The 12,883-nt window shown below is 35.4% G+C and carries 8 protein-coding genes, 2 rRNA genes and 1 pseudogene; 5 read left to right on the top strand and 6 right to left on the bottom strand.

Going from position 1 to position 12,883, the window contains the following annotated elements; genetic code table 11:
* Positions 1 to 225: 225 nt before the first annotated feature.
* Both ABWU28_RS00900 and ABWU28_RS00895 read left to right on the top strand, forming a co-directional pair.
* Positions 226 to 3,459, top strand: a complete 3,234-nt coding sequence (locus tag ABWU28_RS00900) for a hypothetical protein (protein ID WP_264336139.1) — start codon at positions 226 to 228, stop codon at positions 3,457 to 3,459.
* 261 nt (positions 3,460 to 3,720) lie between these two features.
* A complete protein-coding gene (locus ABWU28_RS00895; protein ID WP_213863789.1) occupies positions 3,721 to 4,677 on the top strand; it encodes an IS5 family transposase in 957 nt (318 codons plus the stop codon).
* 282 nt (positions 4,678 to 4,959) lie between these two features.
* Here the strand turns inward: ABWU28_RS00895 and ABWU28_RS00890 are convergent, their stop codons facing one another.
* The 3 genes from ABWU28_RS00890 to pstC form a co-directional block, all read right to left on the bottom strand.
* A complete protein-coding gene (locus tag ABWU28_RS00890) occupies positions 4,960 to 5,301 on the bottom strand; it encodes a hypothetical protein (protein ID WP_019236916.1) in 342 nt (113 codons plus the stop codon).
* A gap of 5 nt (positions 5,302 to 5,306) precedes the next feature.
* Positions 5,307 to 6,743 carry a F0F1 ATP synthase subunit beta gene (gene atpD, locus ABWU28_RS00885; RefSeq protein ID WP_353275357.1) on the bottom strand — a complete coding sequence of 479 codons (1,437 nt, stop codon included), beginning with the start codon at positions 6,741 to 6,743 and terminating at the stop codon, positions 5,307 to 5,309.
* Positions 6,744 to 6,839: 96 nt separating this feature from the next.
* On the bottom strand, positions 6,840 to 7,928 hold the full coding sequence (gene pstC, locus ABWU28_RS00880) for a phosphate ABC transporter permease subunit PstC (protein WP_012482001.1): 1,089 nt from the start codon (positions 7,926 to 7,928) through the stop codon (positions 6,840 to 6,842).
* Positions 7,929 to 8,035: 107 nt separating this feature from the next.
* Between pstC and rpmH the strand changes: the two genes are divergently transcribed.
* The 3 genes from rpmH to ABWU28_RS00865 are packed head-to-tail and all read left to right on the top strand — an operon-like array spanning position 8,036 to position 8,813.
* On the top strand, positions 8,036 to 8,170 hold the full coding sequence (gene rpmH, locus ABWU28_RS00875; protein ID WP_080600798.1) for a 50S ribosomal protein L34: 135 nt from the start codon (positions 8,036 to 8,038) through the stop codon (positions 8,168 to 8,170).
* Positions 8,154 to 8,531, top strand: coding sequence for a ribonuclease P protein component (rnpA, locus tag ABWU28_RS00870; protein WP_081439702.1), 378 nt, complete (start codon positions 8,154 to 8,156; stop codon positions 8,529 to 8,531). Before rpmH ends, rnpA begins: the two co-directional genes overlap by 17 nt.
* Before the next feature lie 60 nt (positions 8,532 to 8,591).
* Positions 8,592 to 8,813, top strand: a complete 222-nt coding sequence (locus ABWU28_RS00865) for a hypothetical protein (RefSeq protein WP_353275354.1) — start codon at positions 8,592 to 8,594, stop codon at positions 8,811 to 8,813.
* Here the strand turns inward: ABWU28_RS00865 and ABWU28_RS00860 are convergent.
* The 3 genes and pseudogenes from ABWU28_RS00860 to ABWU28_RS00850 all read right to left on the bottom strand — a co-directional run.
* Positions 8,792 to 9,649, bottom strand: a pseudogene (locus ABWU28_RS00860) (IS66 family transposase); the annotation flags it as partial. The gene ABWU28_RS00865 and the pseudogene ABWU28_RS00860 sit on opposite strands and share 22 nt — an antisense overlap.
* 191 nt (positions 9,650 to 9,840) lie before the next feature.
* Positions 9,841 to 9,947: ribosomal RNA gene (gene rrf, locus ABWU28_RS00855) — 5S ribosomal RNA — on the bottom strand.
* Positions 9,948 to 10,014: 67 nt separating this feature from the next.
* Positions 10,015 to 12,779 (bottom strand): 23S ribosomal RNA (locus tag ABWU28_RS00850).
* Positions 12,780 to 12,883 lie beyond the last annotated feature (104 nt).

Raw genomic sequence — 12,883 nt, 5'->3', positions numbered from 1 at the left:
TCTGAAGTTTACTAGCTTTACGTTCAATAGAAATTCTTGCATAGCCTAAAACTTAGTGCTACTATTAGTATAGTAACACAAATAGATAGTGGGGAACAATAAACAAAATGACTAAGATCTAGTTTAACGCTCGCAATTAAATTCAACTAAAAAGGTTAATACAAAAGGAGTTAATCACTCCCAAAGTAAATATATTATCAAAACAATAGTAATAGGGGGTATACTATGTCAACAAATTTCCTGACATTGAAAAACATATTAGCAGAACTGAAAAGAAAAAATAGCATTACTGTTTTAGAAGAATACTATCAGGACAAATGGGAGATTTATGACTTGCTCATGGATTTGACAAATGATGAAAATTTTAAGCAAGCATATATAGATCTATCTTTCAACAAGAGCTTTAAAAAAAACTTTATAGAATTAGCAAATCAGGCAAAAAAAGCTGTAAGTAAGTATTTTAGAGACAAAGACATAGACCTTCAAGCTTTTTATGTAGAAACTAACAATTCTGATAAAGTGTTAAACATTAATCTTATTAATTACAATAGAAGTGAGCCAATAAGAATTAGTGATATCTTACAGCAAGAAAGGGATATTAGCACATTGAATATTTATTGCAATAAAAAGCATGACATATACGCTTACCGAAAAGGTAAGGAAAGACATTATGAATTTAAAGAGGGTGCATATTATGAAATGACAAGCACTTGGCCTGTGCAGGACAAGGATGGGAAAACTTTTACCTGTACTATGGTTATGAATGTAAGTAATTCTGGTATAACTAAAGTACTACAGTTTAATGGTAAAGATTTTGAATCGCCACCTGAGGAGTTTTGGGAATTAATAAGACAAAATGAGGAATTATATATTCAAGACCTCTCTCTACATGATGCTGTAAAAGCATTATTGAAAAAGAACAAAAATGCTAACATTGCACCGGCTGTTAGTAATCTGCAAAATAACGAACATATCGTAATCAATCAAGACGAAAAGATGAAAGATCTTGAAAATGATGCTAAAAGCAATCCTATTCTTTCTTTCACTAGCAACAATGTATCAGAGGTTAATCCACAGCAGATTGCAACTCAGGCAATTGCAACTCAAACAGAAGTTAATTCACAGCACACTGAAACTCAAACAGAGGTCTCTGTGCAACACGTTAAGACTCAAACAGAAATTGGCTCTCAACAGACTGAAACTCAGACAAAAGTTGATTTACAAGAGGTTGCAATTCAAACAGGAATTAGTTTACAGCACACTGAAACTCAAACGAAAATTGGCTCTCAACAGGCTGAAATTCAAAGTTTACAAGAAGTTGCAACTCAAACAGAAGTTAATTTACAGCACACTGAAACTCAAACAGAGGTCTCTGTGCAACACGTTAAGACTCAAACAGGAATTGGCTCTCAAGAAACTGAAACTCAGACAGAAGTTAATTTGCAAGAAGCTGCAGCGCAAACAGAAGTTAACTCACAACAACTAGATCAAAAGCTTACAAAAGCTGAACAAGAAATTAGAGAATTAAATGAGCAGAGGAACGAATTACGATATAGGTTCGACAAGGCTGAACAAGAACTTGAAGAGTTAGAAAAGCACAATAGTGACTTACAGAATGAACTTGGAGAAGAAAAGCAAGAAATTAGAGAATTAAACGAGCAAAAGAATAAATTACAATATAGGCTCGATGAGGCTGAGCAAGAAATTAGAGAGTTAAATCAGCAGAGAAACAACTTACAATGTAGACTCGAAGATGCTGAGCAAAAATTTGAAGAGTTAAAAAAGCATAATAGTGATTTACAGAATAAACTTGGAGAAGAAAAGCAAAAAAATGCAAAATTACAAACTGAACTGACACAAAAAGATGAAAAACTAGCAAATATGTCAACAGAGCTGCAAGAAAGAGCGCAAGAACTTGAAGGTGCATATGAAGAAAAGAAAGACCTGAAGAAAAAGCTGGAAGTTGCCAATGTAAAAAATAAGAAACTGGAAGATACATTGCAGATAGAGAGCGAGCAAGCAGAACGTATAATGATCGAAGAGAATGAGCGCTTAACGAATTTAAAATATAGGCTCGACAAGGCTGAGCAAGAATTTGAAAAGCATAATAGTGATTTACAGAATGAACTTGGAGAGGAAAAGCAAAAAAATGCAAAATTGCAAGCTGAACTGACACAAAAAAATGAAAAGCTAGCAAATATGTCAACAGAGCTGGAAGAAAGAGCGCAAAAACTTGAGAGTGTGTATGAAGAAGAAAAAGAAGATCTAAAGAAGAGGCTGGAAGTTGCTAATGCAGAAAAAGAAGAGTTGACAAGTGAGGTAAGAAAATTGCAAGAGGAATTAGACCAGCTGTTAAGTAATTGCATAATAAAGCAAAAAAAATCAGAACAGGAACTCATGGAGGCTAAGCAAGAAATTGAAGAATTAGAGAAGTGCAATAGTGATTTACAGAATAAACTTGAAGAAGAAAAGCAAAAAAACGTAAAATTGCAAATTGGACTAACACAAAAAGATGAGAAGCTAGAAAATATATCAACAGAGCTGCAAGAGAAAATACAAGAACTTGAAAGTGCACATGAAGGAAAGAAAGATCTAGAGAAAAAGTTAACAATTGCTAATGCAAAAAATGAAAAACTGGAAGATAAATTGAAACAGTTTAAAAAAGCGGAAGAGGAAGCAGGAGATATATTAGATGAAAATTGGAAAGATATACAGAATTTAAAATCTACAATTCAATGCTTAGATTATAAGTACAACACAAATCTGGAATCTTATAAACAAGAGGTAGATCAGCTAAAGTGGAAATATGAAGAGTTAAAGAACGAGGTAGAGCTTAAAAATAAGCAGATTAAGAGTCAAGAAGAACAGTTACGGCAGGATGAACGTTTAACGAATTTAAAACCTCAAATGCAAAATTTGCAAAGTGAGCATAACGCACATTTAGAATCTGATGAACAAGAGGTAAGTGAGCTAGAGTGGGATGAAAAGTGGGATTTTAAATCGTCAGAGGGAGAGCTAGAGACTAAAGATGAGCAAATTGAGAGGCAAAGAGAACAGTTACGGCAGGAGATGGAAGAAGAAATAATGGATCAATACCGTTCATTTATAGAACCAAAGTTTGAAGAGTATGAGAATGAGATTGAAATATTGAAAGAAAAGATTAAAGATATGGAAATTGAAAGAATAACGGGAGAAAGAGAAGAGCTAAACGGTAAAGAGCAACATCTAAATAACCAAGTAGAAATGTTAAGTACAGAGATTTCTCAACAGGAACCTTTGAACAATCGTGCAAAAATATCTGATCAGCTTGTAGGGGAAGTTGATAATGCAGAAAGAAAATCTAGATCTTCAAGCTCTGATAGTGCATTTTATAGTGATGATGATTGTTGTAATTCACTTCTAGACTTCATCAGCAGTCCCTCAAAGGTGTGTAGCCAAAGTCAGCACGGAAGTGTTTAATAAACATACTTATTTAGATGCATGTAAAATCAGTGCTTTTTTTCCTGTCATTCAACTCTTGTCATTCCAGTGCGTGACACTGGATAAAAACATTTGTGAATTACGCAATGGACAACAAATTCTAGGAACATATGTTAAAATAATATCCACGATTAAAATAAGATAGATCCCAGTGGGCTTTGTTGCACCACTCAAGGAAAGAACAGGCAGTTACTGATGGAATTTGTTATAAAATAGATATTTAGCCGACAAAGGAAAAATATGCCAATAAGAATGAAAGTCAGTAACTGCAATGAATATAACAAATTTCTTCAAGAAAGGGGAAATGTTTTTCATTATATCAACGATGCCATTGAAAATTGGTACGAAAATAGTCCAAAAGTAGCAGGTGGCAACAATGTCTACAGCGACAAAGTAGTGATTCTAATTCACATAATAACCTATCTATTCAGGATTGGTCTTAGGCAAACAGTGGGATTTATAGAGAAATATCTTGAGCAAATAGGGAAAATTTTGCAAATTATCAGCTATTCGCAGGCTTCAAGAAGGTTTAAAAAGCTTAATATCAAAATCAACGACTGCAGAGTTGATAAGAACGATATGGAAGATATTGAAATTGCTATAGATAGTACAGGTATCAGCATCTACAATAATATTCCAGGCCATAGTAAGGCAAATGGTACAGATAGAAAGTATCGCCGCTATGAGCAAACAAGAAAGCTACATGTAATGCTAGAGATAGGTAGTAAAAAAGTTATAGCTGCAAAATACAGTAGTGGAGTTTATTCCGACCACTATGGAGCCTGTGATCTTATTGAAAGAGTGGATACCAAGTATAACATAAGCACGATATATGCAGATAGGGCATATAATCGAAAGAAGTTATACAAACTGTGCGATGAGCTTGACATAAAGACAAGGATTCCTCCGCAAAATAATGCAGTAGAGCATCCAAAGTTGGATTATATGAATGAGAGAAATTCTACAATCAAGCTCATAAAGTCATATGATGAAGATGGTATGAAGAGGTGGAAAAAAGAGATAAATTATTGGAAGAGATCTTATATAGAAAGTTTTTTCTCGCGACTGAAGCAAATATTTGGATTTAGTTTTAGGAATAAATCTGAGATTAATCGTGAGAAGGAACTGCTACTCAAGTGTTATTTGCTTAACAAATTTACTGAAATAGGCATGGCTAAGTTTGATATAGCTTCATGAATTTATTATACATTACCCACTATCCGAAGAGCTGTGCAACAAAGCCATCCCAGTGTCACGCACTGGGATGACACTATTTTTTGTACTTTTACCTTCAAAGCTGCAACTTTTGCACAATTGTAGTCTTGACCATACGATCCTAGTTGTAAAAATTTCTAGATTTCAGTGTCTGAGCACTGGGATGATATCCTTCTAATGTTCGTACAGTTGTGTGTCAGCTACTTGAACGACAAACATTGAGATGACAAGAGTAAACCCATTTCTTGAACAAAAAAAGAGCCCCTAAAGAGATTTGACATCAAGATAACTTAAATATATACCAACTCTCTTATTTTTTAATGATTCCTCATCATGAGTCAAATGATCAAAAACCTGAATTTGATTTGTTACAATGTTACAATTATTATTTGCAACCTCCAATATACCATTATCAATTACAATTTTTTCCTTTGTCTGGTTACTCATTTGAGCAGTAATTATACCAGGCAATAAATAAATTAAATAAGGGGAATGGTAGGCTAAAATCATCAATTCCCCTTTAAGCCCGTTCACTGAAAGAGAAACTACTTCATCGAATGAAATTCGATTATCAGGAGAAAAAAATTGCACCTTAAAAGTGTTCATAATCTTTAATGTCCGGCTCCAACTTCAGCTTTTATTGATTCAGCCTTTTCTATTGCTTCACTTATACTTCCCACCATATAAAAAGCAGCTTCTGGCAGATGATCATATTTACCTTCAATAATTCCTTTAAAACTAGAAATAGTATCAGAAAGTGAAACAAATTTGCCAGACATGCCAGTAAATACCTCCGCAACATGAAAAGGTTGAGAAAGAAACTTCTGAATTTTACGAGCTCTATCAACAATAATTTTATCTTCATCAGATAGTTCATCCATACCAAGTATTGCGATAATATCTTGCAGCGACTTATAAGTTTGCAATATACGTTTCACCTCAGAAGCCACATTATAATGTTCTTCACCAATGATTTCAGCAGATAAAGACTGAGAAGTTGAGTCAAGTGGATCAACAGCAGGATATATACCCATTTCAGCTATCTGCCTTGACAACACTGTGGTTGCATCAAGATGAGAGAATGTCGTTGCTGGAGCTGGATCGGTCAAATCGTCTGCAGGAACATATATAGCCTGTACAGAAGTAATAGAACCAGCAGTAGTTGAGGCTATTCTCTCTTGCATAGCGCCCATATCAGTCGCAAGAGTTGGCTGATAACCAACAGCCGACGGTATTCTTCCAAGCAAAGCAGAAATTTCAGAGCCAGCTTGAGTAAAACGGAAGATATTATCTACAAAAAATAGAACATCTTGATTTTCATGATCACGAAAATACTCCGCCATAGTTAGTGCTGTTAAAGCAACCCTAGCCCTTGCTCCAGGAGGTTCATTCATTTGACCATAAACCAAAACGGCTTGAGATTTTTCGTGCTCACTTATATCTATTACATTCGAAGTAATCATCTCGTTATAAAGATCATTACCTTCACGCGTTCTCTCTCCTACTCCAGCAAGCACAGAAAATCCTTTATGAGCTTTTGCTATGTTGTTAATCAGCTCCATTATCAGAACTGTTTTACCAACACCAGCTCCACCAAATAAGCCAATTTTTCCTCCTTTAAGATAAGGAGCAAGAAGATCTATAACCTTTATTCCTGTAACTAAAACTTCTTCCTGTATCTTCTGCTCAGTAAAGCTTGGAGGTGATCTATGTATAGGTTCTAAATCATACTTTCCTTTTAGCGGACCACACTCATCTATAAGCTCCCCTACAACATTAAAAATCCTTCCTAAAGTTGAGCGTCCAACCGGAACTGATATTGGTGCACCTGTATCAACAAACTCATCACCTCTTGACATACCATCTGTGCTATCCATAGCAATGCAACGAACTATATTGTCACCTATATGCTGTGAAACCTCTAAAACTAGCTCCTTGCCCTTATATTTTAGTTTGCTTTTTAAAGCATTAAATATCTTAGGCAACCCGTCTTCAAATTTTAAATCAACAACTGCTTGAGTTATTTTAACTACTTTACCTGTACTCATCTCTTTCATCACCTAACACTACAATTCTATAAAAGAACTTCTAAAGAAAATAAATCTTATATTATTAACAGAAATTTTGCAATATTAAAACACTTACTAGTTACGTTTCATTATAAACAATGCAAATGCATTCAATAGCCAAGTAATAACAAACAGCACCAAACTAAGCGCATAAGCAGCAAGAGTTTGCACACTATTGAAATCCTGATCTCCGGTAAGTAATGTAGCAATTTGTACAGTGATAGTAGTAACTGAATTGAGAGGATTAAAGGTCAAATTTGCATTAATTCCCACAGCCATTAGTACAATCATTGTTTCACCTATTACTCTTGAAATTGATAATAAAATTGCACTTAAAATTGTAGGCATTGCATAAGGTATTGTTATATGCCATATAGTTTCCGCTGGTGTTGCGCCAAGCGCCATAAAACCATAACGTAAACTTTTTGGAACAGATCTTATAGCATCTTCAAGCAAAGAAATAATAAAAGGAAGAATCATTACCCCGATCGATAAACCAGCAATCAAAGCACTTTCTGAGTGTATACTTAAATTAAAAAAATTTGCTACCTGCTTTATAAAAAAAGACAAAAATATAACTGAGAAGTATCCATATACAACAGTAGGAATAGCAGACAAAACCTGTAAGGCTGTATTAATAACATAACGCACTTTTTCACTCGCATACTCACTAATATATATTGCAGAAAATAAACCAAGCGGCACCGCAACTAACATTGCTACAATAGTTATAAGTAATGTCCCCACTAAAAGTGGCGCTATACCAAAACACCCCACCTCTCCTTCACCAATAATAGCTACATTATGCTTCCATTTTAAGCAAAATAAGAATTCTGAAATAGCTACTTTATTAAAAAAAGAAATGGACTGAACAAAAATAGATAGCATTATAAATAAAGTGATAAAAAGTGATATTGCTAAAGCCATAAATAACAAAAATTTTACCATCTTATTTCTTTTACCTTTAAGGATAAAAATCAGCATAAAAAAAAGTAACGCTATAGAAATAGAAGTTATAAAATAACCATCATAGAATGCTAACAAACAAGGTAGCATCCACATACAACTCAAATATATATAAGACTTAACTTTACTTACTGCTTGAAACTTACTCAAACAAAATAAAAGGACTAGTAAAACAAGTACGCCTATAATTAAATTCATTTTTCCATATATCAAATTTTATTCAACAAGAATGCCACAGAAGTTGACCATTATTTGACAATAGAGCAAAATAGTTTAAAATAAATAGTCATATTAATATAAAAACAATGAAAAGAACATTTCAACCAAAAAATTTTAAAAAAAAGCACAAACATGGATTTCGTTCACGTATGTCAACAAAAGCTGGAAGAAAAATTCTTAATAAGCGTCGCTCATTAGGGTGTAATAAATTATGCGCATAGTAAGCATAAAAAAAAAGAGTTTTCCTTTGCTTTTAAAAACAGATTAGCATCTTACAGTCTTTTTTATCGAGGGGTATATATATCACTATATGCTATAAAAGAAAGAGAACCTGAAAAGTATATTCATGTTATTAGAGTAGGTCTGGCTATCAGTAAAAAAGTCGGAAAAGCAGCAAAAAGAAATAAAATAAAAAGGCAATTACGAATGCTAGCTAAAGTTAGCATTTCTAATATAAGTAATGTAGGATACTATTACATAATACTAACCCATCAAAACATTATGCAAGCAGGCTATAAAAATTTACAAAAAGACCTCAATATTTGCTTAAAGAAAGATAAAATAAGAAGGAATTTTCACTAAAGTATTTACAGCTATATTTTTTATGATAAGATAAGTGAGGTTTTTAAAATAAATTAATAGATGTGGGTGCTTGAGGTAGAAAGTATAAAAAAACAAGATAAAAAGCTCGATACAAATAATGCTGAAGAGAGTTTTTATGAATATAGAAAGTCTAGCTATCGTACACAATGGGGAATGGCATTTGAACAAAGCCAATATTTAGAACAAAATAAAGATAATCCTAGAGGGAAATTGCTAAATTTTAATATAGAAGCAGCTCATTACAATAAGAGAATAGTTTGATAAAAGTACCCGTTCAGGGAAGTGGTTGAAGAAACGATAGGTAGGGGATTGTATAGTTCTCTTTGTTTCCATGTTAAGTATAATGAAATTATCCTTTCAAGTTCCTAGCTCTGATTACGTAAAATATGAGCTTTTACAGTAAACGATATAATGCCTAATTTGCTGTTCAGCGTGATAGTGGAATACTTTCTGGTTTACTTAAAAAATTTCACATCATTCTTTCAGATTTTAAAATATTTTTCGCAACTTGAGAAGCTCCAGTTGCTTCAGATAGGTAGCTTCAAGTAATACCTTATACGTTTTGCAACTTTCTTACACTTCTGTTTCATTTTTTAATAAAGCTTTTTTTAGCATAAATAATTCAGTGGATGCGTTTTTTAAGTAACAGCCCAGAATTTTAACTTCAATAGTCCAGCTATGTTTCAAAGTACCTTTCAGCGACTATTACGATTGCAACATACACTGTCTTTTAAATCTTCTTTCCCTTTAAAACTTGCAGTATTGCTTCAGCACTAACCAAGTTTACCTTTATTATAACACGTTGATGCGCAAAACCTCACTTTTCTTATTCGATTTGCTCATACACCTTTTTGCATTTGAGGGAATTCTATATTCACTATTTGATACGCTTTCAATTCACATTAAAAACATCACTTATAATTTTCACGTTTTGAATTTTTATAAGATCCACTGAGTGCTACAATTATCACCTAACTATTGGACCAAATGTATCTGCTTTTTGGTAGTTTGCTACTTCTTCTTTCTCCTCATCTCCAACAACTTAATTAATATTCAATTATATAAAGTTTGATTTTCGGAAGATCAATTGTTTGATGATTTGTTAAATGTTGCTATCTCTCCTCCTAATTTGGAAATAAGTGACAAATTCTACTTTTAAATTTTCTACTTTTATCTTAAAGTTTTCGCAGAGTTCTAAAAGATCAGTTATATTACCTCACAGCTACTCTATGTTTACCTTGTTTCATCGCTCTACTGAAAAGATATAAATAAGAAGAAATTTTTATAAACTTGGCAACGACCTACTTTCCCTTTTTAAGTATCATCGGCGCTAAAAAGTTTCACTTCCGAGTTCGAAATGAGATCGGGTGGTTCATTTTTGCTATAGCCACCAAGTCAACAAAAATTTCTGACTTAATAAATTTTAATTTAATATTTAACACTGCATATGCACATATAGAAAGCAAATAAATCAATCAGGCTATTAGTACCAGTTAGCTTCACATGTTACCATGCTTCTACACCTAGCCTATCAACGTGGTAGTCTCCCACGGCCTTAATTGGGAAATTTTTTTGAAGAGGGTTTCTTGCTTATATGCTTTCAGCAATTATCCCATCTATACATAGCTACCCAGCGATGCTATTGGCATAACAGCTGGTACACCAGAAGTATATACATCTCGGTCCTCTCGTACTAGAGTCAGATCTTCTCAAATTTCCTTCACCCACGGCAGATAGAAACCGAACTGTCTCACGACGTTCTAAACCCAACTCACGTAACACTTTAATCGGCGAACAGCCGAACCCTTGGGACCTTCTCCAGCCCCAGGATGTGATGAGTCGACATCGAGGTGCCAAACGGTGTCGTCGATATGAACTCTCGAACACCATCAGCCTGTTATCCCCGGCGTACCTTTTATCCGTTGAGCGATAACCCTTCCATACAGAATTACCGGATCACTATGACCGACTTTCGTCTCTGCTTGGCTTGTCAGCCTCGCAGTCAGGCAAGCTTATGCCATTGTACTATCAAGCTGATTTCCGACCAGCTCTAGCTTACCTTCGCACGCCTCCGTTACTTTTTAGGAGGCGACCGCCCCAGTCAAACTACCCACCATACAATGTCCTAGTTCCAGATAATGAAACATAGTTAGATATCAAAAGTGTAAAGGGTGGTATCTCAAGGTTAACTCCATTATAGCTAGCGCCATAACTTCAAAGTCTCCCACCTATCCTGCACATCACACTTTTAATAGCAATGTAAAGCTATAGTAAAGGTGCACGGGGTCTCTTCGTCTAACCGCGGGTACCCCGCATCTGCACGGGGAATTCAATTTCGCTGAAGTGATGTTGGAGACAGTGGAGAAATCGTTACGCCATTCGTGCGGGTCGGAACTTACCCGACAAGGAATTTCGCTACCTTAGGACCGTCAGTGTTACGGCCGCCGTTTACTGGGGCTTCAATTCAGAGCTTGCACCCCTCCTATTAACCTTCCAGCACCGGGCAGGCGTCAGACCCTATACTTCCACTTACGTGTTTGCAGAGTCCTGTGTTTTTAGTAAACAGTCGCTACTCCCTATTTTGTGCCACCTACTTATAGTTGCCTAAAAGCAGGTTACCCTTCTTCCGAAGTTACAGGTATAATTTGCCGAGTTCCTTCAACATCATTCTTTCAACACCTTAGTATACTCTACTCATCCACCAGTGTCGGTTTACGGTACGGCCTCATAAATATAAGTGCTATTTCCTGGAGCTTCTTTTAAGCATAGATCAATCCAATCAGATCTATACAAATACAAAACCCGTCACACTTAAGAGGTTTAGGAATATTAACCTAATTGCCATCGACTACTCCTTTACGGACTCGCCTTAGGAACCGACTAACCCTACGTAGATTAACTTAACGTAGGAACCCTTAGATTTTTGGTGAGAGTGTTTTTCACACTCTTTTACGCTACTTATGTCAGCATTCTCACTTCCGATATCTCCAGCAGTTTTTACAAACCACCTTCACAGACTTACGGAACGCTCCGCTACCGCACCTATTAATCGAAATCAATAAGCACCCACACCTTCGGTATACAGCTTTAGCCCCGGTACATTTTCGGCGCAGAAAAACTTATTTAGACAAGTGAGCTGTTACGCTTTCTTTAAAGGATGGCTGCTTCCAAGCCAACCTCCTAGCTGTAATGGTTTTTCTACTTCCTTTCCCACTTAGCTGTAATTTTGGGACCTTAGATAGTGATCTGGGCTGTTTCCCTTTCCACCACGGACTTAGCACCCATAGTGTGTCTGCTGTATAATTAATTATTGGTATTCGGAGTTTGGTTAGATTTGGTAAGATGATGAATCCCCCTAGTCTATCCAGTGCTCTACCCCCAACAACATAAATACAACGCTCTACCTAAATAGATTTCGCGGAGAACCAGCTATTTCCAAGTTTGATTGGCCTTTCACCCCTAATCACAACTCATCCAATAATGTTGCAACATTAACTGGTTCGATCCTTCAGTATGTTTTACCATACCTTCAATCTGGTCATGACTAGATCACTTGGTTTCGGGTCTAATCCATAAAACTAAACGCCCTATTCAGACTTGCTTTCGCTACGCCTACACCTATCGGCTTAAGCTTGCTTCATAGATTAACTCGCTGACCCATTATGCAAAAGGTACGCTGTCACTCTAAATATCAATAAATTGATATAGAGCTCCAACTGTTTGTAAGCACTTGATTTCAGATTCTATTTCACTCCCCTCCCGGGGTTCTTTTCACCTTTCCCTCACGGTACTTGTTCACTATCGGTCGTTAAGGAGTATTTAGGCTTGGAGGATGGTCCCCCCATATTCAAACAGGATTTCACGTGCCCCGCTCTACTCAAGGATTTAAAAACTTTCTATTTGTACAGGACTATCACCTTCTATGGTTACCATTTCCAGAGTATTCTAATTCTTATTTTTAAATCACTAGCCTTTTCCGCTTTCGCTCGTCACTACTAACAGAATCTCGGTTGATTTCTTTTCCTTTGGCTACTTAGATATTTCAGTTCACCAAGTTTGCTTTATATACTTAGTATATAATAACTAGCTAAGCTAGTTGGGTTTCCCCATTCGGAAATCTGCGGATCAAAATTTGTTGACAATTTCCCGCAGCTTATCGCAGCCTGCCACGTCCTTCATCGCCTCTTAACGCCAAGGCATCCATCAAGTGCTCTTAATAATTTATTTATCTGACTATATGTAGAATATGCAGAGTTAAATATTAACTTACAATTGAATTGAGATTAAATAATCTCTACCATAAAACTTTTCAAACATCTAAAAACTAATCT

It is taken from the genome of Wolbachia endosymbiont (group B) of Pilophorus perplexus, assembly GCF_964028155.1.
Classification (GTDB): Bacteria; Pseudomonadota; Alphaproteobacteria; order Rickettsiales; family Anaplasmataceae; genus Wolbachia.
Note: the sequence above shows the minus strand (reverse complement) of the source record. Positions and strands in the feature narration are given on the sequence as shown.

Coding starts and splice junctions, on each gene's coding strand:
- atpD (WP_353275357.1), bottom strand. CDS start 6,743: ATGAGTACAGGTAAAGTAGTTAAAATAACTCAAGCAGTTGTTGATTTA.
- ABWU28_RS00895 (WP_213863789.1), top strand. CDS start 3,721: ATGCCAATAAGAATGAAAGTCAGTAACTGCAATGAATATAACAAATTT.
- ABWU28_RS00890 (WP_019236916.1), bottom strand. CDS start 5,301: ATGAACACTTTTAAGGTGCAATTTTTTTCTCCTGATAATCGAATTTCA.
- ABWU28_RS00900 (WP_264336139.1), top strand. CDS start 226: ATGTCAACAAATTTCCTGACATTGAAAAACATATTAGCAGAACTGAAA.
- ABWU28_RS00865 (WP_353275354.1), top strand. CDS start 8,592: ATGTGGGTGCTTGAGGTAGAAAGTATAAAAAAACAAGATAAAAAGCTC.
- pstC (WP_012482001.1), bottom strand. CDS start 7,928: ATGAATTTAATTATAGGCGTACTTGTTTTACTAGTCCTTTTATTTTGT.
- rpmH (WP_080600798.1), top strand. CDS start 8,036: ATGAAAAGAACATTTCAACCAAAAAATTTTAAAAAAAAGCACAAACAT.